The organism is Bacteroidales bacterium (assembly GCA_035647615.1).
Taxonomy (GTDB): domain Bacteria; phylum Bacteroidota; class Bacteroidia; order Bacteroidales; family 4484-276; genus SABY01.
In genome coordinates this window covers 57796-81507 of sequence record DASRND010000009.1, presented here as the reverse complement: position 1 = coordinate 81507, position 23712 = coordinate 57796, and the positions used below count along the sequence as shown (strand labels likewise).

Genomic DNA, 23712 nt, shown 5'->3' with positions numbered 1-23712 from the left:
CATGGAAATTGTCGTCAGTGGCATCCGGCCTACCGGAAACCTGCACTTGGGAAATTATTTCGGCGCCCTCAGCAACTTTATAAAAATGCAGCAGACCCATCGCTGCTTTTTCTTTATTGCCGATTACCATTCTCTTACCACACATCCCACTCCGTCCGATCTTCATGGCAACGTGAAGCAGGTGCTGGTGGAATATTTGGCTGCAGGTATCGATCCCGAAAAGGCAACATTATACATTCAAAGTGATCTGCCCGAAACGGCAGAGCTTTATCTGCTGCTCAACATGAACGCCTATATGGGTGAGTTGGAAAGGGTGACGACTTTTAAGGAAAAAGCCCGCAAGCAACCCGAGAACGTCAACGCCGGTTTGCTTACTTACCCATCGCTGATGGCTGCCGACATTATCATCCATAAAGCGCATAAAGTGCCGGTGGGCAAAGACCAGGAGCAACATCTGGAGATGACGCGTACTTTTGCCCGCCGATTTAACCGCATGTACAACAATGAATTTTTTCCGGAGCCTACTGCTTTTAACTTTGGGGCGGAGCTGATTAAAATTCCCGGACTGGATGGCAGCGGAAAAATGGGCAAATCGGAAGGCGAAGGCAACGCCATCTTCCTGGCCGACGATCCCAAAGTAATTCGCAAAAAAGTGATGCGCGCTGTAACCGATACGGGGCCCACTATGCCCAACCAGCCTATGGCCGAGGGCGTGGCCAATCTATTCAGTCTGATGCGCGTGATGTCAAAACCCGAAACTGTCGATCATTTCCTGACCGAATACAACGCCTGCACCATACGATATGGGGATTTGAAAAAACAACTTGCCGAGGATATCATCATCGTTACCTCACCTATTCGCGAAAGGATACAAGAACTGGCTGCTGACGAAAAATACCTGTCGAAAGTAGCCACCATGGGTGCCGAAAAAGCCCACGAAAGCGCAGGCAAAACCATGAGTGAAGTGCGCGAGATTATTGGCTTTAGGAAGTTTTGATGCACAAACGCTCATCATGATCACTAACCCTGGCCTCTAGGCCGGGGGCAAAAGAACACAAACTTTCATGGGGCTTTAGCCCCCGATGAACTCAAAGCACTCCCAGACTGTTTGTTGAAAAAAGGAAATTATGGCGCAAAATATCGAAACTGCTGTCCGAAAGGAGAAGGTATTGCTGGTAGGATTGATCACCGGCAAGACTGATGAAGCCCGCATAGAAGAATATCTCGAAGAACTGGCTTTTCTGGTGGAGACAGCCGGGGGCATCCCCATGAAACGGTTTACCCAAAAACTCGATCATCCCGACACACGCACTTTTGTAGGCTCGGGGAAGCTGGAAGAAATCCGGCAATATGTGGTTGCTGAAGAGATCGATTTGGTTGTTTTCGATGATGAGCTGGGCGCCTCACAGATCAAAAATATCGAAAAGGTTTTGGAGTGTCGCATATTGGATCGTACCAATCTTATTCTCGACATTTTTGCAAGACGGGCGCGTACGGCGCATGCCAAGACGCAGGTAGAGCTGGCGCAATACGAATATCTGCTACCACGACTTACACGTATGTGGACGCACCTGGAACGTCAGCAAGGTGGAATCGGTATGCGTGGACCGGGCGAAACGGAGATAGAAACCGACCGCCGCATCATCCGTGACAAGATAAGTCTGCTCAAGAAAAAGCTCGAACTCATCGACCGACAGATGGTGGTGCAACGCAAAGGACGTGGTAACATGGTGCGCGTGTCGCTGGTGGGATACACCAACGTGGGCAAATCGACCATTATGAATCGCATGGCCAAAGCAGAGGTATTTGCCGAAGACAAGCTCTTTGCCACCCTCGATACTACCATCCGCAAAGTGGTGATCGAAAATCTGCCTTTTCTGCTCACCGACACCGTTGGCTTTATCCGCAAGCTCCCGCATGGTCTAGTAGAGTCGTTCAAATCCACGCTCGACGAGGTGCGCGAAGCCGACCTGCTGCTGCACGTGGTGGATATTTCCCATACCGATTTTGAAGAACAAATAAATGTGGTGAATGAAACGCTCAGCGAAATTGGCGGTGCCGACAAACCTACCATAATGGTCTTCAACAAAATGGATGCTTACACCTGGAAAACCAAAGATGCCGACGACCTGACGGAATCCACCGACGAAAACGTCACGCTTGAGGAACTCCGCAATACCTGGATAGCAAAAAGCAACGATCCGGCGATTTTCATCTCGGCCAAACACAAACAAAACTGGGAAGCACTGAAAGATCTCATCTATCAAAAGGTGAAAGAAATCCATACCACTCGCTTCCCGTACAATGATTTTCTCTATTAATATTTTTGTCGGACTAACCCGGATCCGGAAATTACTTTGCCAATGACGCTTCAAAAAAAACATCTTTACCTGCTGTCGCTGCTGTCGGGCTTGCTGCTGACTGCCGGCTGGCCGATGTACGGTTTTCCTTTTCTGCTCTTTGCAGGATTTGTCCCGCTACTTTTCATTATCGATCATCTGGATGCGCATCCGGAGCAGCACCATCGTTTCAGTAGTTTCCAATACAGCTATGCGGCGTTTTTGGTTTGGAATATCCTCACCACCTGGTGGATCTGGAACTCGACGATATTTGGTGCGCTGATGGCGGTGCTGATTAACAGCTTGTTTTTTGCGATCGTCTTTATGGTTTTTCATCTCAGCCGACGCAGCTTTTTCCGTCAGTCCGACGCCATTTATCTGCTCATAGTTTATTGGGTAGCTTTCGAATACTTTCATCTCGACTGGGATTTGTCGTGGCCGTGGCTCAACCTGGGCAACGGTTTTGCCATGCACACGCCCTGGGTGCAGTGGTACGAATACACCGGCACGCTGGGTGGCACGCTTTGGATACTGTTGGTAAATATTTTTCTTTACCAGCTTATCAAAAACGTTCTGCAAAAGGAGAGTCGGCAGAAACTTATTTTGACCATAACAAAGACAACTTTAGTGATCATTATTCCAATGATTATTTCGCTGGTGATGTATCAGAATTATGAAGAAAAAGGGGCTGTTGCCGAAGTCATCGTTACGCAGCCCAACGTTGATCCATGGTCAGAACAGTTTGTGCTGCCCTCGAGCAAGATGATAGAAATGAATCTGAAACTTGCCGACTCACTTATTACTCCTGAAACGGATTTTGTGGTTTCGCCCGAATCGGCCATCCAGGAAGATCTGTGGCATGCCACCATAGAGCAGTCGCGTGCGGTGAAACAAATACGAGGGTTTATCGACCGGCATCAGCAGGCGAGTGTGGTAATTGGCGCCTCCACCTACCGGCATTTTGCAGAAGGGGAGCCGCTTACGCCCACGGCCCGCAAGTTTGGCGATGTGGATAAATATTACGAAGCTTTTAATACAACTTTGTTTATTAAAAAAGACGAACCTGTGGGTCTTTACCACAAGTCGAAGCTGGTGCCGGGGCCGGAGAAGATGCCTTTTCATCGAATTCTCAGTCCGTTGCAAAATCTGGCCTTCGATCTGGGCGGCACCGTGGGGAGTTTAGGCTATTCAAAACGTCGCGAAGTTTTCACAAGCACCGATGGGAAATTCACCGTCCCGGGCATCATCTGCTACGAATCTATTTATGGCGAATTTACTGCAGAGTTTGTAAAAAATGGCGCCAATCTTATCTTCATCATCACCAACGACGGCTGGTGGGGCAACACCGCCGGCCACCGCCAGCATTTTACCTATGCACGATTGCGTGCCGTCGAAACACGCCGCGACATCGCCCGCTCGGCCAATACCGGAATCTCTGGTTTTATCGACCAACGCGGCGACATCATGCAGGCCTCCGAATATTGGCAGCCCGCTGTACTCAAAGCACAACTCCACGCCAACAACGAGATTACCTTTTATACCCGCTACGGCGACTACCTCGGTCGCATCAGTGGTTTCCTGGCCATTTTTATGATACTTATTGCTTTTGTAAATGGTATTTTGAAAAAGAAGAAATACAATAGAGAGAGTTGAGAAGTGAGCGGTGAGCGGTGAGAAAGAAAAAATCATTGTGAACTTTCGACCAATAAAAATAGAGCAACATCTTTATTAATCTATGTGCCTCTGCGGTGATTTCAAAAAGAATAAACCGCTAAGACGGAGAGACGCAGAGGAAATCAAAAGAAACATTTTAATGATCTTTGCGCCTCAGCATCTCTGCGGATGACACGAACAGAAAGCCGCTTCACTCCTCCGGTTGCGCTATTCCAAATGATTCCCGCAGCTTTTTCAAATCTGCCAATGGAATGCCTTCGGCCTGAAAGCCTGCATTGCGGCAGGTAAAGAAAATGTCGGCTGATTTCTCGGCGATGTCAATCAAATCAAAAGCTTCCCAGGCGTTTTCGCCAATGGCCAGACAGCCATGCTTTTCCCACAAAACCACCCTGTGTTGGTCGAGCGCTGCGAGTGTAGCCTCTGCCAGGGCATCGCTTCCGGTTTGCAGATAGGGTACAAAGCCTAGCCCATCATGAATAAAAATGCACGTTTCCGGTTGCATGCTCCACAAAATATTGTTGATGACCGACTGATTGCAAAACTCGCGGATGTGCGTCATGGCAATAAGCCGGACGGGATGTGTGTGGATAATGACTTTCTCCGGACGCCCTTCGGCACATAATTTATCGTGTATCGCCAGGTGGGTGGGCAACTCGGAGGTAGGAGTTAACATCTTTCCAGGTTCGGGTTTCGTCAACTTCCGGTAAGCTTTGCCGCCGTCGATGATATGCAGCAAGCAGACGTTGGCCGGAATGTCGGCCGCAACATCACGCATCCGCGACCCGGTGGCCGTTATCAGCAACAATTGGTTGTCGAGATGCGGGAAAGTACTCAACAGCGATACCGGCGCTTCGAAGTCAAGATTATCCGGTAGCTTATCAAAAAAGCGTGTGACGTTGTACGAAAGGTTTCCGGCGTTGCGCTCCGCCCATCCATTTTGCCATAGAAACCCGGCAACGGCAGCTATTTCTGCCAGAGTCTGTGGGATTCCTGCAATAAATTCTCTCATAGTTTTTTGGCGTAAAGGTACAGGTTTAACTAATTTTAAAAACACCACCTCCCAAAATCCTTGTATTTTTGCCACCAAATTGTAAAACAAACATTTAACATTAAAAATAAAATCATATGGCAGTTTTAACGGGAAAAAAGGCGCCCTTATTCGAAGCAGATACGGTGATTAACGGCGGCGAAATGGTCGAGAAATTTACGCTCGAACAATATATTGGGAAAAAGTATGTGGTATTCTTTTTCTATCCATTGGATTTCACATTTGTATGTCCAACCGAAATTCTTGCTTTCCAGGAACAAATCGAAGAATTTGAAAAACGCAATGTTGCTGTGGTAGGCTGTTCTACCGATTCAAAATATTCGCACTGGGCATGGCTGAACACAGAGAAAAAAGATGGTGGCATCAAAGGCGTGAAGTTTCCTTTGGTATCCGATCTTACCAAAACAATTTCGAAAAATTACGACGTGCTCGACGGAGATTTTGATTACAACGACGACGGCGAGCTGGAATTTGACGGAGCAGGTGTGGCTTATCGCGGGTTGTTCCTCATCGATAAACAAGGCGTGGTGCGCCATCAGGTGGTTAACGACATGCCTCTGGGAAGAAGTGTGAAGGAAACCCTGCGCATGATTGATGCCTTGCAGTTTTACGAAGAAAACGGCGAAGTGTGTCCTGCTGACTGGCATCGTGGCGACGAAGGCATGCAGGAATCGCACGACGGTGTGGCCAGCTATCTTGCAAAACATTAATGATAAAAATTATTTAATAAAGATAAGGCCCCACCAGGGGCTTTTTTAATTGAAAGAAAATGAAGATAAAAAGAGCCAATCCCAGATATCCCATTCACAACCTATCGAAAAAACGTTGGAGTCCGCGGGCTTTCAATGGTGAACCCGTTGAAACAGAGAAACTGCAACGTATTTTTGAAGCTGCGCGTTGGTCACCATCGGCCAGCAATGAGCAGCCATGGGCTTTCATTGTGGGGATGCAAGGCGACGAAACGTATGATAAGATTTTTAGCACCCTGGTTGAGTTTAACCAGTTGTGGGTGAAAACCGCACCTTTGCTGGCTATTTCTGCCGGGCGCAGCATTAGTCTGAAAAATGGCATGCCTGCCGAATACTTTAAATACGACGTGGGGCAAGCCATGGCGCACCTCACTTTTCAGGCTACATACGAAGGACTTTATGTGCACCAGATGGCTGGCTTCGATCGCGAGAAAGCGCACCAGTTGCTCGAAATTCCGGAAAAATACGAGGTCATTTCCGCTTTCACCATTGGCTATCCGGGCGATTATAAAATGTTGCACAAAAACCTGCAAGCCATGGAAATTGCTCCCCGGGAAAGATTGCATACGGATGATTTTGTTTTTTCTGGTACCTTTGGCCACGCTGCCGAATGGATAACACGCGAGCAAAAAGAAACATCACCAAAATAATAAACCATGAAAGTATCAGGACGTTTGCAAAATGTAATTCATTATCAGTTATTGATAATAATAATACTGTTGTTTCTTGCAGGTTGCAACAATGAATCACGACAGCCACAGCAGACGCAAAGTGCGGCAGAACCCGTGGTGCAGCCCGTGAAGGTTCCGCAATTTGACGCTGATTCAGCATTTTCTTACGTAAAGCAGCAGGTCGATTTTGGCCCGCGTGTGCCCGAAACCAAAGCACACGCTGCTGCTGTAAACTGGATGCTGGAGGCTTTGCTGCAATGGGGCGATACGCTGATGGTGCAGGATTTTGTGGCGCGTGTTTATGACAACCGGATTTTTAAGGGTAAGAATATTATTGTCTCTTTCAACCCGGAAGAGAAAAATCGCATCTTTCTGTCGGCACATTACGACTCGCGTCCTTTTGCCGATCATGATGCTGATCCTGCCAACCACCTGGTACCTATCGATGGCGCCAACGACGGAGCCAGTGGCACGGGTGTGCTGATGGAAATAGCGCGGCAACTACATCTGCATCCGGTAAGCAGGGGTATCGACATTATTTTGTTTGATCTTGAAGATTATGGTCCGCCTCAGGACAGCCAGACGGATCAATCGAGCGACACGTGGGGGCTGGGATCGCAACATTGGTCGGCCAACCCGCACCAGCCAAACTATAGTGCGCGCTACGGCATACTGCTCGATATGGTGGGCGCTCCCGACGCTGTCTTTCCACTCGAAGGTTTTTCGATGTATTATGCGCCCGACATCACCAAGAAAGTTTGGGAAACCGCTGTAGCGGCTGGCTATGGAGATTATTTTGTTTTTGAGAAAGGAACCTATATCACCGACGACCATTACTTTATTAATACCATCGCTAATATTCCTACGATCAACATCATCCATCTCGATCCGGCATCAGCCAACGGCACTTTTTATGATCCCTGGCACACCATTGCCGACGACATCACACAAATAGACCCAGCCACATTAAAAGCTGTTGGACAAACGCTGCTGACGGTGATTTATCAAAAGAGTTTTTAGGTCAATCAGGCCAAATTTCGTATTATTAATTACAAACTTCGGCCTGTTTTATTTCCCCCCTGATTTACGGTCGCAGCAAATCGCGGTAGTCGGCGCGCTTATGCAGAGGCTCAAAAACTGTTTCCGCTGACAATCGTTCCAGATCAGAAAAGCCAAGAATGCGCGCTTGTTGCAGATATTCGATGGCAAGCTGTGGATTATTTTGTTTCATCATAACGATGGCACTCAGGTAAGAATGTTCCGGATTGAGTGGCTCGATGGCTCGATAGATTTCGATTGTTTTATCGGCTTGTTCAAGATCGTCTTCTTCGATAGCCTGGCGGGCAAACATATAGCTGAGCAACCCGTTGAAACCAAGCAGTCTCTTGTGGAGCCGTTGGGTGTAGATATCTTCGGAGGGTTGTTTGAGGTCGCCGAGCTGCTTTTTCCACCACTCTTTATCTTTTTCCGTAAAGGCTTTCAGGAAATTATTTTGCATTCCGATCTCCTTTTCGAGCGATCGTACCATGTGCCCCAGTTGCTCATTGTAAGCGGCGTTGGCGCGGATGGTTTTTAGTTGTTTTTTAAAATCTGCTCCATCACGGATGCCTTCGAAAACGGCGATGGCACGCTGTGCTGTTTCGGCAGCATCAAAATATTGGCTGTTCCCTGTCTGGTCGCTGATTTTCTTTTTATAAAAACTATATGCCTTTTCTGTAAACGTCTCATCGCCTTCCCGGATTTCCTTTAAACTGATGGCATAAAAAGCCTCGCGCATCGCGTCAAGCGACGGCCAGTTGTGGTCGCCTTCAAAAATGATGAGCTGGTTGCGGAATCCATTGCGCGACAGGAAACGATCGTTGTTGATAAGTTCATTGAGATTAAAATCTTCGTATCCGGCCATTCCCACATAATAAAAACTGGCTTCAGGCTTTTCCTGCAATTCCGGGAAACCTGCTCCGGCGCCGACTACAGCAACAACTTCCTGCTCTTCGAGACCAACAGAGACCGCCACACGTGCACCGCCCGAAAATCCCATCGCTACAATTTGTTTTGGATTGATGCGTGCCCGCGGTTGTATCTCCCGCTGCATTTGCCGGTAAATTTCAAGGCCTTCGGCAATGGTCTGGCCGTTGCGCGAACGGTTGGAGGCTACCAGCACAAAACCAAATTCTTCCGCCAGGTTTTTGTATTTATTAATGACAAAGCTACCGCGTGCGTGCGGGTCGAACGCAAAAATTACCGGCCAGCCTGCCCGTGGCGTAGTTGCTTTGGGCACAAAATATTCGAAAGCAGCCGCGGGAGCCTTTTTTACAGGAGGAGCCGGCGTCACGATATTTACAGACGTGTCAGTTTCGTTTAATTTAATAACTGCCGTGTCAACTGGCGCTTTGGTAGCTTTGTCAGCAGCCTCTTTGTTATCGGATTGATTGCCGGAGTTGTTGCAGGAAACGACAAAAAAAATCAGGATGATAGGAAGAATCAGAAATAGTAGTTTTTTCATAATTATAGTAATTCATTAGCCAGATTTGCAAGGTCGGAGCGCTCGCCTTTTTCAAGCCGCACGTGGGCATGGAGCTCGTGGTGTTTGATGCGGTCGATGAGGTACGAAAGTCCGTTGCTCTGAGCGTCGAGATAAGGTGTGTCGATTTGATAAATATCGCCGGTAAAAACGATTTTGGTTCCTTCACCGGCGCGGGTGATGATGGTTTTCACTTCGTGTGGGGTCAGATTTTGTGCTTCGTCCACGATAAAAAAGACGTTGGAGATACTTCGCCCGCGTATGTAGGCCAGCGCCTGTATCACCAGTTTCTCGCTTTCGATGGCGCCGGTGATGTTTTGAAACTCCTTGTCGTGCTCGCCATATTGGTTTTGGATAAATTTCAGATTATCGTAAAGTGGCTGCATGTAGGGATCTATTTTCGACTTAAAGTCGCCGGGCAGAAAACCAATGTCTTTGTTGCTCAATGGCACAATGGGACGGGCGAGGTAGATCTGCTTGTAGTTGCGGCGCTGGTTCCAGGCACCCGCCAAAGCCACCAGCGTTTTGCCTGTACCGGCCACGCCCTGCAGCGTCACCAGCTTGATGTTGGGATTGGTAACGGCATGCAGCGCAAAAACCTGCTCGGCGTTGCGCGGCGTAATTTTAGAAATCTGATGTTTGTCGAGACGTTCCACGAGTTGATTGCGTGTGTTGTACCATCCCAGCGCCGAAGCGCCGTTGGCTTGCAAAATCAGGTATTGGTTGGGAGCAGGCAGTTCTATTCCCAGGTCGGTGTATTCGCACAGCCCTTCGCTATAGAGGCGGCTGATGCCACGTGGGTCAACATTTTCGTAGCGCAAAATACCGGAGTAAAGTGAATCGACATTTTCGATCTTGCCGGTCATAAAATCTTCGGCGGGCAGATTGAGAGCTTTGGCTTTGATGCGCAGATTCACATCTTTAGTCACCATCACCACTTTGCGGTCGGGATATTGTTGGCGGAGCTGCAGCGCCGCATTCAGGATACGGTGGTCGCCTTTGCGTTCACCAAAAACCTTCTCAGCGTCGAGCGTGGTGGAGTCCATTTCGTTCATCACAACTTTAAAACTCCCTTTGTTGCCGTTGTCGAGTGGTATCCAGTTGCTGAGGGAAGTATTGTCGGAGAGCCGGTCCATGATGCGGATAAACTCGCGCGCCTCGAAGTTGATGGTGTCGTTTCCTTTTTTGAACTGATCCAGCTCCTCAAGTACGGTTATTGGGATGGCAATGTCATTGTCCTCGAAGCTGTTGATAGAGTTATGATTGTAAAGAATCACCGAGGTGTCGAGCACGAAGATTTTTTTCTCGCCTTTTTGCTTTGCTGAAGCCGATGGCTTTTTTTCTGGTTCCACGGTAGGATTTATGAGACGAGCTTTGAAGAGCGAAGCATCTGGTGATTTTTTATTCTGGGTTGTTTCCTGTTTTTTAGCTGTGCTTTTTTTTGGATTTTCTTTATGTGCTAATGTTGTTTTGGGCTTTGCTTTTTTAGCTGATTTGGCTGTTGATGCTTTCAATGGCGGTTGTTGTTCGTCGGGCATAAGGGCAGCAGCTTCGGTTTTTTTGCTGCGCAAACGCGATTTTTTTTCGGCCGGTTGCTCTATGGGTGTTTTTTTAGCCATAATATCTTTCTCTGAAAATCCTGCTTTAAGGATGATAATTTAACGGATGAACAAAGAAAATGATTTTATAGCATAAAAAGAAAAAAGCCGCTGAAACAATGTCTTGCTTGCAGCGGCCTTTATTAAAAACCGATAATTATTTATCAAAATCCAAATAAATCCAAAAAGAAAAATTTGACAATTCCGACAATTCTATTTGGGATATTCTTGCCGATACTAACTCTAAGCAACCGGCTGTAGGGCTTTCATGCGGCGAAGCTTCTGCTGACAGTAAGCTTCGTGCTGATAGCCTGACAGCAGATCATTCATTACCTCAGCCACCGTGTTTATTTCGGTAGCTTGCCAAGCATTTGCGCCGGCAAAAGCAAATCCCTCTTCCATGTTGCCGATGGCCGAATTGTAGAGCGCCTGGGCGATACAATATGGGGCTTCCTTGTAGTTGCAAGAGCTAAGACATTTCCACGGGCAATGGAAAGGCTTGGTTTCGCCACGCATGATTTGTTCGACGAATTTGTTTTTTACTACCCGGCCGGGCAGCCCTACCGGACTGTCGATGATAACGATATCTTCCTTTTTAGAATCGATGTAGGCTTGTTTGTAAGTATCTGATGCGTCGCATTCACGCGTTGTGACGAAGCGCGTTCCTATCTTTACTCCTTGTGCTCCAGCCTGCATTACTTCATACATATCGCGTCCGGTGTGCACGCCGCCGCCCGCAATTACAGGTATGTTGCGGTTGAATGCTGTCCGGTAGGTTTGCATTGCAGCTACCGTTTCCCTGACGAGTTGTTGCAAAGACACGCGATCGTCGCCGAGTTTGTTTTTGGCAAAACCCAAATGGCCTCCCGCCATCGGTCCCTCTATTACAACAGCATCCGGTACCGTATTATATTTTTCGGCCCAATATCTGAAAATGAGATGCGCCGCTTTGGCTGACGAAACTTTAATTACTAATTTGGTGTGATGTCCACCCAAACCAGCTTCGGCTATAAAGCGAGGTATATGTAATGGCAATCCGGCGCCCATTACGATAAGATCGACTTCTTCCTCGATGGCAACTTTAACCAGCGCCTCATGATCGGTGAGTGCTATCATTATATTTGTACCAATTACACCTTTGGTCTGGCTTCGCGCCTGACGTATCTCGCGACGCAGTGCCTGCTTGTTGGCTTCATATAATTTTTTGTGGTAGTCGGGCTCCATCAGGCCGATTGCAGCTGCCGAAATAATTCCTGCGCCTCCCTGATTTGCTACTGCCGAGGCAAGCCGCGAAAGTGACACAGCTACGCCCATTCCACCCTGAATGATGGGCACTTCAATTTTTAAATCGCCGATAAAAAGTGGTTTCATGATAATTTGATTTCTGGTTAGGCCACAAAAGTAAACCCCATGAAAAGACTTAAAAAATAATAGGGATTGGCAAACAAAAAATAGTTCTCAGTGGAGAGGTTCAGGGACGAGAACCGGAAATACAGGTGCCGGTGAAAGGGAAAGAAGGGGGTGTTTAGATTAATTCGCGGAGTTTATTCACATAATTTTTGGAAACAGGTACCGCAAAATCGATCATCTCGAAATAAATACGATATCCTTGTGAGTTACCTTCCACTCGATTGATATGATTGACGTTTAACAAAAACGACCTGTGACTGCGCATAATAAATTTGTATTCCTTCAGCAGCTCTTCGGCATTGGTAAGGCTATACCGAACCATTTGACGGCTGGCCTCTGCGCCCTGCTTCCAAAACACCTCGATGTAGTTGCCGGCAGAGCGGATTAGCAATATCTGGCTCACTTTTACCGAAAGGGAATCTTTTTGATAATCTGAGACAAAATGTACCAGGTTTTCATCTATCTCCCGGTTTTCCTGAAGCTTACGGTTGATTTTCTGTGCTGTGTGCAAATGCGTTTTCAGCAGACGGTTTCGGTTGATGGTAATCAGCACGGAGGTGGGAATAATAGCAATAAGGATGAGTTTGATGATGACTTCGAACTCAAAAACCATGATGTCCAAAGCTTTGTAATAAAGATAATATCCCACCGATACGGTGAACAGAATCCACAAGTCCCAGAGGATTTCTTTTTTAATATTCCAGGACCGATGCTCAAAAATCTTTGGCAGAAGTGGTGGCAGAATCAGAAGGTTGAGGCTAAACGACAGGAACGTAATGATACCCAATCCAATAACCAGAAAATATTTTTGGCGGGTAGCCAGCTGGTCGATTTGCAGGGGCTGGAATAGGAAAAGGAACACAAAAACGCCAATGCTGATGAAAAATATCACACGGGCGTTTTGCTTAACGTCATCGTTGAATGGGTAGGGGTTTTTTAAGAATTTCAACATTTACCCTGATTATCGTCCCGGAATAGCTTTTATAAAAACCGGTTGTTTAGCGTGCCTGCAGCCGTGCCAGGTATTGAGCCTTCGCCTGTTCGGGATCGGCATCGGGAGAGATGTAGATGCGTGTGCGCAGATCGATGATTACCTCCTGCATTTTTGAAATGTCGGGCGACTTAAAAGTGGCCTTTTTTTCGGGAATAGCTCTGCTTCTTTTACTCATTATCTAAAAATTATAGGTTTATACAACGTGTGAAGATCAACAAATTATTGATGATTTGTTTAATTAACAATTGTTTAACATGAAAAGTTTGTGGCTTTTAGTCAACTAATTAGTTTTTTTAACCAGGGAACTTTTACGTCAGCAGCAGCAGGCAACCAATCGTTTTTTTATTAAAAATAAGATACACATAGTTTTTTGCTGGCACTGTTGAAATCAAACAACCCCAATAAATAGAATTCGCGCTAAGATACAGAAAATAAATCACTTATCCTTAAAAAACATAAATTAGTTGGGAAATGTTAACGAAGGTGCCTTTTCTTAATCATCCATAATAACGTGAATACATTGTTTTGATTTTACTAATTTTATGCTTTGTTGGAAAGACGACTTTTGGGACAAAAAGTTGATTTTTTGTTATTTCTGCAACAGCGATGTTTAAATAATTGAAAAACTTATGACTGCAAAATACAGCCAAATACCTCTGGTGAGAATAATGATGATATGCGCTCTGCTTATGCTATCGATGATGGCTCGGGCGTTGCCGGTAATTTTTAGCGTTACCGCCAATAGCGCCAATGTTGCCCGTTATGAAAAGCTGGAGCTTACGGTTCATTTTTCAGCCACCTACACCAATCCTTTCGATTTTGGTCAGGTGAACCTGAAGGCGAAATTCTTTTCGCCTTCAGGCAAGCAATTTGTGATGGACGGTTTTTACATGCAGGATTATGCGATGAATGTTCCCAACCAGCTCACTCCCGTGGGGCAGCCCAAATGGCTCCTGCGTTTTGCACCTGACGAAACGGGCACCTGGAGCTACATCGTCAGCGTAATGGATGCCTTAGGAACCACCAGCTATGAAACCCGACAGTTTGTTTGCACTGCTTCTTCACACAAAGGTTTTATAAAGCGCGACGGCAACAAGCTGAAGTATAAAAACGGTGAGATTTTTCAGGCACTTGGCGTCAATCTGGCCTTTCAGTGGTGGTGGGATGGTTTTGCCATTTACGAAGATTGGATTGACGAACTTGCTGCCAATGGTGGCAATTTTACCAAACTCTCGATGGCTCCCTGGATATTTGAAATTGAATGGCAACAAACGGGCACAGGGCAATATTTGCAACGTCAGAACTTTGCCTGGGTGCTCGACTGGGTTTTCGATCAGCTGATGGAAAAACAGATGTACTGTCAGTTTAATGTAATGATTCACGATGAGTTGCGCACCGATGTAAATTTCGGTTGGAACCAAAATCCTTATAACGATGTGCTGGGCGGGCCATGTCATGAACCCCAAAACTTTTTGGTAAATCCAACCGCAATAAGTCTTTACAAGCGTAAGCTACGCTATATCAATGCCCGGTGGGGCTACTCCCCACAGCTTGCGATGTGGGAGCATATTTCCGAAGCCGATGCTACAGGACTTTATGAGAGCTTTGGCAGTCAAACATCCCAGTGGATCAACAGCATGACAGATTACATACAAAGCCTCGATACTTACCAGCGGCCTGTTTCTACGGGTTTTGCCATCCCGCAGAACGGTTGGGATACCTGGAATTATGCAGGCACAGATTTCACGCAATTGCACGTTTACGATTTCATCCCCGACCTGGAGATGAAGATTTACAACTATTCGCGATGGGGTGCCCAAACGTGGAACAAACCTTTTGTCATCAGTGAGTTTGCTCTGGGGCACAATCCTGCCGAAATTATTCAAAACGATCCGGCAGGTATTACTTTTCATAATGTCCTGTGGTCGTCGATGTTTTCGGGTGCTTTCGGATCGGCGATGTCGTGGTATTGGGACAACTATTTATATCCGAACGGAATGTTTTCGTATCTCAAACCCGTTGCCGATTTTTTTTCCGATGCACAGCCCGACCTTGAAAGCCTGCATCCCGAAGTCCCTTTATCTACCTCTTCCGATTACGAAACGATTTCTGTGAAAACCGGCTACAACAATGGCAACAGCAAAACTCCACAGAACTATTTTGAGCTAAGCCCCGCAGGAACCCTGGCTCCACCGGATCTTTTTATCGGGTATTTTCTGTATGGAAGTTTGTACAACAACAGGCGCAATCCGCCCACCTTTAAGGTGAATTATATTGTCGGCGGCAGTTTCAAAGTCCACACCGACGACATTGCTTTGTTTTCTAAAATTAAAATTAAAATTGATGGCGTTACCATGCTGGAACAAGTTGCCCTTCCCAGCAGTACCTACAGCGTAAATGTGCCGGCAGGACAGCACGAGATCCGCATCGAAAATTCGGGCAGCAGCATGGTGCGGATTAAAAGATATGATTTTGGAAACTATGCGCCTCAGTTGCGCACGTTTGTGCTTCGCAACAACAAATATGTGGCGGGTTGGATGCAAAATCGAAAATACAACTGGCAATATTTGCAGCAGTTTGGAACACCGCTGCCAGCCGGGCAAGCAAAAATTTACCTCAACGATCTCACGCCGGGTCAGTATGAGTTTACATGGTACAACAGCAACAGCGAGGTGGATTCATTACAACAGCTATTTACTACTACAGGAAACCTGGAGGTCAAAGCGCCGGCAATAATTTGGGATGGCGCTTTTAAAGCAGAATACCGCGGGACAGCTAAGGTGGCTTTTTCAGCATCGCCGGTAAACGGATTGGCGCCGCTGGCGGTGCAGTTTACCGATCAATCGGTTTATGCCGGACCTGCCGACAGTTGGCTTTGGGACTTTGGCGACGGAAGCACTTCCACTTCGCAAAGCCCATTTCACATCTATCAGCAAGCCGGAAATTACACCGTAAGCTTTACGGTGATGGCCGGACAATATTCGCAAACCATTACACGCAGCAACTACATCAATTGCGCACCTCCGCTTGTTCCCGATTTTACTGCCGACACCACCTGGTGCAGGCCAGGCGAGCCAATACAGTTTATTGATCTGTCTTTAGGAGCGCCCGCCACATGGTTCTGGCAATTTGGCGACGGGCAAAGTTCTGCGACACAACATCCGGTTCACAGCTATGCCAATCCCGGCGAATACACAGTGTCGCTGTTTGTACAAAAAGGATCGTCTGTGAAGTTTAAAACCAAGACTAACTACATTAAAGTACTGGAACACGTGGTGGCCGACTTTGCGGCTGATGCCAATGTTGCTGCGTGCGGCCAGACAATTAATTTTACTGATCTTACCACTGGAAACCCCACCTGGTGGCATTGGGATTTTGGAAACGGCGTTACCTCGATACTTCAAAATCCTGAAATATCTTACGAATATTGGGGAACCTACAATGTGACGTTAATCGCTGCTAATGACTTCTTGGGCGACACAATTACTAAAACAGCCTATATTCAAATCCTGAAACCGCTGGTAGCGGAATTCGTTGCTTTACCCTACCGCCCCTGGAACGGACAGACCGTTTATTTTGTCGATTATTCAACAGGCAATCCCGACAACTGGCTGTGGGATTTTGGCGATGGCGCTACCGCAACCGATCGTTTTTCAACCCATATCTATACATCACCCGGCTATTACACCGTCACATTAACTATTTCTGATACGTTGCAGTCGGCCACTGTTGTTAAAAACAATTACATCCGGCAGCGCGATACTTTAGCCGCTGCTTTTGTGGCCGATACCCTGGTGGCAGTACCTGGAGAAACTATTACGTTTACGGATCTTTCCAAAGGCAATCCTTTGCAATGGCTTTGGCAGTTTGGCGACGGGCAAACCTCGTCGTTGCAAAATCCTGTAAAAAGTTATGACGCACCGGGCTTGTTCAGCTTAAGCCTGAAGGTTCAACGCAACGACAGCACCAACATCGAAATGAAGAGTGATTATATTCAGATAATTCCTTCCATGGTGTCGGATTTTCTGGCTGACACGTTAACGGCAAGACCGGGAGAGGTGATCCATTTCACCGACATCACCACCGGAAATCCGACGCATTGGTTATGGGATTTTGGTAATGGAATAAACAGTCCTTACCAAAATGCACAAGTAATTTACACCAATCCCGGTACTTACAGCGTGAGCCTGCTGGCGTGGAATCAATACCTGAGCAGTTCCGCTACCAAAACAGATTTCATAACGGTTGTTCCAAATCTCAAAGCATCTTTTGGGGTGCAGCCTTACGAAGGAAAAATTGGTGAGCTGATACGATTTACCGATCAGTCGATCGGATTTCCAACGCAATGGGAGTGGTGGCTGGGAAATGGAGACACTTCTTACCGGCAGAATCCTGCAACTATTTACATGCAGCCCGGGCAATATGACGTGACGTTGATTGTGGCCAACGCCTATGCCCGCGACACTTTATCCTTCAACGACTATTATTACATACATCCGCCTTTGTATAGCCACAACATTGCGATGCGCGAAGGTTGGAGTGGCATTTCGTCGTATGTGCGGCCCGCCCTCACCATGGATGATCTGTTTGGGGAGCTTTCGGCATCGGTACTTTTTGCCTATAATTCCCAGGGGATTTACCGGCCATTTTTTGGTATTAATACCATCGGCAAATGGCAACCAGAAAAAGGTTTAATAATTTGTCTCCTTTCCCCGCAGCAGCTTTTGGTGGAGGGCTACAGTATGATTAACAAAGGGCTCTACTTAGCTGAAGGCTGGTCGGTGCTGCCCGTGACCATGCCGTGCAACGTTGCCACCGACGACCTGTATTCCATCCTGGGTGACGACCTGGAAGCAATAAAAGAGGTGGCCGACTGGCATATCTACTGGCCCGAAAAGGCGATAAATACATTGCCGGAGCTACAGTTGGGGAAATTGTATTTTATAAAAATGAAACAAGCGAGATCGCTCATTTTGCCGGGATGCGAGTAGGTGGGGAAAATTCCAAAAAACAAACTCCAAAGAATCATAGCAGCTCAGGGATCTGAGATTTTAATTTTAAAAACACCTGTCCTTTTAGTTATTTTTTGTGGAACAACAATTTCCTTTTGATGATTCACAATTTAGCCAACGGATGATGTGCTTGCAAATAGCGAGGGTTTTACATTTTACTTATCAATTCCTTTGCTTTGTCCAACGTGTAAGCTCCTTTAATTTCTTTCTTGTCAAATACCATAAAATAGGCAAAGTCTTGGCCTGCTTGTCTTTCCCATTCGTTACCAAGTCGGGATTTTGCTTCGCTGTCTGAACCGTCCAAATGGTCGCCTTTGGTTTCTATTAAAATGGTCTTTCCTGATTTTGTTTGTAGAATAAAGTCAGGGTAATGATTGGCTTTAAAGCCATTGATGTAAAAACCTTTTCCGCGTTCTAAGTTCCTATGCCAAAATACAACGTTTGAAGAAGTTCCGATTTCCATTGCAACCCGTTCTTCAAAACCATTCATTGAACCTTCTCTTTCGTAAAGTGAATTTCCAATGGATGAACTTGTGTTGCCTGGCACAATTTCGCTGCCTAACTTCCAATTTGCTTTGGTGCTAATTCTTTTTGATTTCAGTAAGTCCATAAAACGACCTTCGGCATAACTGTCTGACAATTGCCGAATCTTAACTTTTATCTTGTCTGTGTAACTCCACTTTCTAACCAGGATATCACGAAGTTGTTCGGTGTTTATACTCTGCAGAATACGTCCAATGTAAACTTTGATTTCCTGGTCGGGAATTGGGTACATATTTCCGATAATCTGCATCATTTGATGCGTGATGTCTGTTATTTGATTCCCTAATGGTTTGGCTAAAATGTATTCGGTAATGGGGTCTTTCACCGTACTATTTTCAATTTTGGTAAAAGAAGGTCTGTACTCGTTCTTTTTGGCTTCTTCTAAGTCAACTTTATACAAATCAGATGAAATTTGATCAAAGTCAATTTTAATGTCTTCGTTCGAAAGTTTAAAATCTTTGAGCAATGATTCACGATTGAGCAATTCTTCGTCTGTACCAAAAATATCACTTGCCGTTACTTTGATGAAAAACTGCGGAAACTCAATTTTATCAATAAGATCCTTGTTGGACTCCTTAACTTTATAGCGTTTTACTTTTGTACCCATTTCTATGAATATGTTTTCGTCGACAGGTTGTTTTTCCTGTTCTTTTATTTTCTCTTCTAATTGTCGGTTTTGTTCTTCCGCAAGAGTTTCAATTTCTTGTATTACCGAAGTTGTTTCGGTTTCTTCATCAGCTCCTGACAAATTTCGGGATGGGTCAAACGTAACTCGGTTTTTGTCGATAGTTTCTTCTTGTTGTTCTCCCGAAACTTCGGGATGTTGTTCCGGAAATAAGAATGATTCTACCGGGTCAACCGCAGTAGTTTTCTTTTCTTCGTCAGTCATTTTATCCACTTTGCGATAATCTTTTTCGCTAAAGCCTGATTCCTGCAAACCTTTTACAATGCTCTGCAGGGTTTCGTTGAACTTTGCAGAAGCGGTTAAAACATAAGAAAGGTTTAATTGAAATGCTTTGTGGCGTTGCACATAAGGTTGGCGTAACACACGACCCAAAATCTGCTCTACATCTACCGAACTTGACTTGTCGGCCAACGAAGCTAAAATGTAAGCAAACGGGCAATCCCAACCCTCTTTCAAGGCGTTGATGGTGATGATGTAACGGACTTCACATGCTGCATCCATCAAATCAATGCCTTTCAATTCGTCTATGTTGGCTGTTTTAATTTTGATATAACTTTCTGTAATTCCTAATCCCAACAACTGTTCTTTCAGTTTTTCAAAAGTCGTGTTATCGTCTTTGGTTTTTGGTTGTGCCTGAAACAGTACAATCGGTCTGATATATTTACCGCCTTCGTCTTCTTGCTTTTTAGCAAGGTTTTCCAATTTGCGTTGCAAGTGCAAAGCGTTGTTAATGACTTCCGTTTTGTCGTGGCTGTTGTACACGATTACAGGAAGTTTTACCATGTGCTCCTTTTTTAGTTCAATGGCAGGTACAAGACTTACAATATTGCTATTGTCTTTTGGTGTTGCTGTTAAATCAAGAATGAATGAAGGATTCAGGTTTTTGAGCATATCCACACTCAACTCACTTTCGGCATTGTGGCTTTCATCAACCACCAAAACAGGATTTAGATACCGTAAAACGTTGATTAAAGCAGTATCATCCACACCGCTCAAAATATGCTCGTTGTTTTTGTATTGAGAAACAAAAGCTTCTAATTGTCCATTTTCCTGAAATACTTTTCTATCTTCCTTGTTTTTTGCTCTTAAACTGGCAAAGCTCATTACAAAAATGCTCAACTGGTCTTTTACAACCGTTGGGTTGAAGTTTGAACCCTGCAACAAATCTGCTTTTTGGTAAATCTCTACCCGGTTGTTAAAAAGCGAATTTAGTTTTTGGCGATATGGATGTTCGGGATTGGAAAGTGTGTTTACAGTTTGTTGTAAAAGATTGCTCCAGGGCACTAACCAAATAACAGCTTTGGGTTTTGCTGAATCGTAAGCCGAAAAAATGGTGTGCAGGGCATTAACGGCAATAAAGGTTTTACCACCTGCCGTTGGAACTTTTATGCATACGTGGGCTGAGTTAGGAATGTTGTTTTTATAGGGTTCCATTCCTGTGCCGTCCAAAGGATTGTAGGGGCCAATCTTGTCTTTCCAATACTGGTTGAAGGCTTTAGCCAGGCTTTTATGCTCCTGGACATAGCCCAGGTATTCTTCCAAATTCTCTATTACTTTTCGCTGATAGCTTTTTAATTCCATACCTTATTTTTTCAATTTCTTAATTTCTTTGTCAAAATCAGAAATAATTTTTTGAGTCTTGTTAAATTGGTCATACTCTGTACCCGCTTTGGTAATGGCTCTGCTGTGCGATATTTTTCCTTTGCCGTCTAAAATTTTGAATTCGTTAAAGTTCAAAAACCTATCTACGCTGTTTGCCAAACCTTCCATTGTAAAGGTGTTTTCCCGCTCTATCAAATTTTCGATATAGTCAAAATAGCCTGTTATGGTTCGCTCCAATTGCTTTATCTCTTTTTCTAGCAGATAATTTTTGGCAATGCCGGTATCTGTTTTTACGATTCTTCCTTCGGGTGCATTTTTCCAGGTAGTTAAGCCCATATTTATTCTGTTAGCATTGGCATTTTTATAAATAATTTCAGCCGCAGTTTGTCCGGTTATGGCAAAATGGAATTTGTTTTGAACCAATGCATAAAAATTCTTTGTGATTTCCGACCGAGGGTCATAGTCGATACTACATTCGGCAAAAATATCGGTGATTTGCTGGTAAATTCTGCGTTCGCTTGCCCTGATGGAACGAACACGCTCCAATAACTCTTTGAAGTAGTCTTTACCAAAAAGCGCTTCGCCTTGCTTCAATCGGTTATCGTCCAGCACAAAACCTTTGATAAGGTATTCTTTCAGGGTTTTGGTAGCCCAAATTCTAAATTGTGTGCCTCTTTGCGACTTTACACGGTAACCAACCGAAATGATAACATCTAGGTTATAGAACTTAACAGGCTTGTCCGAACCACTAATGTGCAAATTTTGCACATTGCTTTTTTCTTCCAATTCGCCTTCGCCAAAAACATTGCCTATATGCTTGGTTATCACGCTTCGCTCACGGTCGAAAAGCTGGCTCATTTGCTCTTGCGTCAACCAAATCGTTTCGTTTTCCAACAAAACAGTTAGCTTCACTTCACCTTCTGGTGCAGTATAAAGTATAAAGTTGTTTTGCGTTGGCTCAAGTTCACTCATTGTTTTTATTTTTGTTTCAGTTGTCTGCAAAATGGAAATAGCTCAATTGAGCATTCATCATTAAAACCGCGTTATGTCGCGTGGTATTTTTTTGAAAACGATGTTCTTCTTTGCCATAAATTCTTTTGGAAGCAAACAATTGTCGGCATAAATGACGTATTGCTCGCCTTTGATTTTTATGAGTTCCAAAGCATCAAAATCAAGGGTTGTTAATTGGTCTTTTTCATAAATGAAATAATAAACCGTTTCATCTTTCTCGCCCAAAAAATATTTATCATCCTCATTTGAAACTTGATGACTGAGCTTAGCCGAAGTCCGGGTTTCTGAAAACCAAATGTATTCTCTTATTTTCTCAATATCGACTTTTTCATTCAGGTTTTGGTTTTCGTCAAAAAGTGGCAAACCCAATTCGTAAAAATCGAATGCACCGCCTGTACCTTCCACTTTTTTTGCGGTAGCTGAGCCTGCCGAAGCGCCATAGCCTTGGGCTACCCGTTTTACTCGTTCGGCAGTAATGTCGTTGGCATAATCTTCCATTTCCACCAAAATGAATTTCCGATTGCCACCGTCTTGTTTATTTAGATTTAAAACTGCGTGGGCGGTTGTTCCTGAGCCTGCGAAAGAGTCGAGGATGATGGAGTTTTTGTCGGTAGAAAATTTAATTATTGTTTCCACTAGAATTGATGGTTTTGAATATTCAAAAACCTTTGTACCAAAAATACTTTCTAATTCTTTTTTAGAATTATCATTCGAGAACCGATTCTCAATAAACTCTAATGTAGATAAAGCCTTTGTTCTTTTGTTGTATTCTAAACTATATCCATTTTGCTTGTTAATAGTGCATTTTTGATAGGTTTTCGTGTAAATTCTTTTCCCGTTTTTGGATTTTTTTATAACTATAAACCCATTTTTCAAACCAAATTCAAATAAATCTTTAGACCATCTCCAACAAAAATCACTTTTTGGATTTTTTGATTGCCTTTGATGCATTTCTTCATAAGATACGTTCCCGGGTCTAAAAATATCTCCCTCTATTTCTATCTCATAATCAAGGGAGGCGGAATACTGTATAGAACCATAATCTAAAGTTTGATTTAATTTGTATAGTCCCCTTTCTTTAACAAACACATCTGAATGTTTAAATCCAATATCATTGTGTTCAAAAGGATAAAACTTAGTCTTGTTCGATTTTTGAATAAAAAATAAGTTGTCATTATTAAACGAAATAACGTCAGAAGATTTTCCTGCTTTTTTAGTAACTCTTGAAAAGTTAAAAATAAAATTACTTCGTCCAAAAATTTCATCACACAACAATTTTAAATATGATTGCTCATTATGATCAATGCTTATGAAAATTGCTCCATCATCAGCCAAAAGTTTGTGAAGTAATTTTAATCGAGGGTACATCATACAGAGCCACTTGTCGTGGCGGGTAAGGTCTTCGCCATCTTTGCCAACCACTTCGCCCAGCCACTTCTTAATTTTCGGGTGGTTTACGTTGTCGTTATACACCCAGCTTTCGTTTCCGGTGTTGTAAGGCGGGTCGATGTAAATGCACTTTACTTTTCCTTCGTATTCGGGCAGCAGGCTTTTTAGGGCTTCAAGGTTGTCACCGTGAATTATTTTGTTTCCGCTGTTGGTGGGTTCGGTTTGTTCTTTCCCTGCGCCTGTCGAAGCGTCTGCCGTAAAACCGTATTTGTGTTCCAATACTCTGTATGGCACGTCCTGGTGATGGCTCACCACTTTTTCTTTTCCTATCCAATTGAGTGTTGGCATACTATTTCTGTTCTTTATTAGAGATTATCAATTCTTTCACGTCAACGTCCAAAATCTCCGCTATTTCGGGTAAGGTTGCCAGTCTGGGTTGTTGTCGGTTTTCTTGCAAATGTAGGAG

General features: G+C 44.7%; 16 protein-coding genes. 7 read left to right on the top strand and 9 right to left on the bottom strand.

The features are described 5' to 3' along the window. The first annotated feature begins 1 nt into the window (after position 1). The 3 genes from trpS (at position 2) to lnt (ending at position 3992) form a co-directional block, all read left to right on the top strand. On the top strand, positions 2–997 hold the full coding sequence (gene trpS, locus VFC92_04395; GenBank protein HZK07419.1) for a tryptophan--tRNA ligase: 996 nt from the start codon (positions 2–4) through the stop codon (positions 995–997). Positions 998–1127: 130 nt separating this feature from the next. After that, a complete protein-coding gene (gene hflX, locus VFC92_04390) occupies positions 1128–2321 on the top strand; it encodes a GTPase HflX (protein HZK07418.1) in 1194 nt (397 codons plus the stop codon). A 42-nt stretch (positions 2322–2363) separates the two neighbouring features. After that, positions 2364–3992 carry an apolipoprotein N-acyltransferase gene (lnt, locus tag VFC92_04385; GenBank protein HZK07417.1) on the top strand — a complete coding sequence of 543 codons (1629 nt, stop codon included), beginning with the start codon at positions 2364–2366 and terminating at the stop codon, positions 3990–3992. Positions 3993–4203: 211 nt separating this feature from the next. Here the strand turns inward: lnt and rhaD are convergent, their stop codons facing one another. Continuing rightward, complete coding sequence (rhaD, locus tag VFC92_04380; protein HZK07416.1) at positions 4204–5022, bottom strand: rhamnulose-1-phosphate aldolase; 819 nt, start codon at positions 5020–5022, stop codon at positions 4204–4206. 116 nt (positions 5023–5138) lie between these two features. Between rhaD and VFC92_04375 the strand changes: the two genes are divergently transcribed. From VFC92_04375 to VFC92_04365, 3 genes are read left to right on the top strand one after another with little or no spacing between them, the layout of a single operon-like run. Further along, positions 5139–5771 (top strand): peroxiredoxin, encoded by a 633-nt coding sequence (locus tag VFC92_04375; protein HZK07415.1) that lies wholly within the window; start codon positions 5139–5141, stop codon positions 5769–5771. Positions 5772–5830: 59 nt separating this feature from the next. Then, complete coding sequence (locus VFC92_04370; GenBank protein HZK07414.1) at positions 5831–6460, top strand: nitroreductase family protein; 630 nt, start codon at positions 5831–5833, stop codon at positions 6458–6460. Positions 6461–6466: 6 nt separating this feature from the next. Further along, positions 6467–7501, top strand: a complete 1035-nt coding sequence (locus tag VFC92_04365) for a M28 family peptidase (protein ID HZK07413.1) — start codon at positions 6467–6469, stop codon at positions 7499–7501. Between the two features lie 64 nt (positions 7502–7565). Here VFC92_04365 and VFC92_04360 read toward each other — a convergent pair whose 3' ends face one another. The 5 genes from VFC92_04360 to VFC92_04340 form a co-directional block, all read right to left on the bottom strand. Beyond that, entirely contained in the window at positions 7566–8984 is a 1419-nt protein-coding gene (locus tag VFC92_04360; protein ID HZK07412.1) for a hypothetical protein, read from the bottom strand. Between the two features lie 2 nt (positions 8985–8986). Continuing rightward, positions 8987–10621, bottom strand: a complete 1635-nt coding sequence (locus tag VFC92_04355) for a PhoH family protein (GenBank protein HZK07411.1) — start codon at positions 10619–10621, stop codon at positions 8987–8989. A 222-nt stretch (positions 10622–10843) separates the two neighbouring features. Next, positions 10844–11971, bottom strand: a complete 1128-nt coding sequence (locus tag VFC92_04350; protein HZK07410.1) for a nitronate monooxygenase — start codon at positions 11969–11971, stop codon at positions 10844–10846. A gap of 154 nt (positions 11972–12125) precedes the next feature. Then, positions 12126–12962 carry a LytTR family DNA-binding domain-containing protein gene (locus VFC92_04345; GenBank protein HZK07409.1) on the bottom strand — a complete coding sequence of 279 codons (837 nt, stop codon included), beginning with the start codon at positions 12960–12962 and terminating at the stop codon, positions 12126–12128. A gap of 46 nt (positions 12963–13008) precedes the next feature. Continuing rightward, positions 13009–13179: a hypothetical protein gene (locus VFC92_04340; GenBank protein HZK07408.1), complete on the bottom strand. Its 171-nt coding sequence runs from the start codon at positions 13177–13179 to the stop codon at positions 13009–13011. A gap of 454 nt (positions 13180–13633) precedes the next feature. On the opposite strand from VFC92_04340, the gene VFC92_04335 reads away from it, so the two are divergent. Next, positions 13634–17995: a PKD domain-containing protein gene (locus tag VFC92_04335; GenBank protein ID HZK07407.1), complete on the top strand. Its 4362-nt coding sequence runs from the start codon at positions 13634–13636 to the stop codon at positions 17993–17995. A 169-nt stretch (positions 17996–18164) separates the two neighbouring features. Here the strand turns inward: VFC92_04335 and VFC92_04330 are convergent, their stop codons facing one another. The 3 genes from VFC92_04330 to VFC92_04320 are packed head-to-tail and all read right to left on the bottom strand — an operon-like array spanning position 18165 to position 23594. Next, positions 18165–20825 carry a DEAD/DEAH box helicase family protein gene (locus VFC92_04330; protein ID HZK07406.1) on the bottom strand — a complete coding sequence of 887 codons (2661 nt, stop codon included), beginning with the start codon at positions 20823–20825 and terminating at the stop codon, positions 18165–18167. A gap of 3 nt (positions 20826–20828) precedes the next feature. Continuing rightward, positions 20829–21818, bottom strand: coding sequence for a virulence RhuM family protein (locus VFC92_04325; GenBank protein HZK07405.1), 990 nt, complete (start codon positions 21816–21818; stop codon positions 20829–20831). Positions 21819–21878: 60 nt separating this feature from the next. After that, complete coding sequence (locus VFC92_04320) at positions 21879–23594, bottom strand: site-specific DNA-methyltransferase (GenBank protein HZK07404.1); 1716 nt, start codon at positions 23592–23594, stop codon at positions 21879–21881. Between the last annotated feature and the right edge of the window lie 118 nt (positions 23595–23712).

Excerpts from the sequence above, each read along its gene's own strand:
- VFC92_04325 (HZK07405.1), bottom strand. The coding sequence starts at position 21,818 with ATGAGTGAACTTGAGCCAACGCAAAACAACTTTATACTTTATACTGCA.
- VFC92_04375 (HZK07415.1), top strand. The coding sequence starts at position 5,139 with ATGGCAGTTTTAACGGGAAAAAAGGCGCCCTTATTCGAAGCAGATACG.
- VFC92_04340 (HZK07408.1), bottom strand. The coding sequence starts at position 13,179 with ATGAGTAAAAGAAGCAGAGCTATTCCCGAAAAAAAGGCCACTTTTAAG.
- VFC92_04330 (HZK07406.1), bottom strand. The coding sequence starts at position 20,825 with ATGGAATTAAAAAGCTATCAGCGAAAAGTAATAGAGAATTTGGAAGAA.
- VFC92_04335 (HZK07407.1), top strand. The coding sequence starts at position 13,634 with ATGACTGCAAAATACAGCCAAATACCTCTGGTGAGAATAATGATGATA.
- lnt (HZK07417.1), top strand. The coding sequence starts at position 2,364 with ATGACGCTTCAAAAAAAACATCTTTACCTGCTGTCGCTGCTGTCGGGC.
- VFC92_04350 (HZK07410.1), bottom strand. The coding sequence starts at position 11,971 with ATGAAACCACTTTTTATCGGCGATTTAAAAATTGAAGTGCCCATCATT.
- VFC92_04345 (HZK07409.1), bottom strand. The coding sequence starts at position 12,962 with ATGTTGAAATTCTTAAAAAACCCCTACCCATTCAACGATGACGTTAAG.
- rhaD (HZK07416.1), bottom strand. The coding sequence starts at position 5,022 with ATGAGAGAATTTATTGCAGGAATCCCACAGACTCTGGCAGAAATAGCT.
- trpS (HZK07419.1), top strand. The coding sequence starts at position 2 with ATGGAAATTGTCGTCAGTGGCATCCGGCCTACCGGAAACCTGCACTTG.
- hflX (HZK07418.1), top strand. The coding sequence starts at position 1,128 with ATGGCGCAAAATATCGAAACTGCTGTCCGAAAGGAGAAGGTATTGCTG.
- VFC92_04365 (HZK07413.1), top strand. The coding sequence starts at position 6,467 with ATGAAAGTATCAGGACGTTTGCAAAATGTAATTCATTATCAGTTATTG.
- VFC92_04320 (HZK07404.1), bottom strand. The coding sequence starts at position 23,594 with ATGCCAACACTCAATTGGATAGGAAAAGAAAAAGTGGTGAGCCATCAC.
- VFC92_04355 (HZK07411.1), bottom strand. The coding sequence starts at position 10,621 with ATGGCTAAAAAAACACCCATAGAGCAACCGGCCGAAAAAAAATCGCGT.
- VFC92_04360 (HZK07412.1), bottom strand. The coding sequence starts at position 8,984 with ATGAAAAAACTACTATTTCTGATTCTTCCTATCATCCTGATTTTTTTT.
- VFC92_04370 (HZK07414.1), top strand. The coding sequence starts at position 5,831 with ATGAAGATAAAAAGAGCCAATCCCAGATATCCCATTCACAACCTATCG.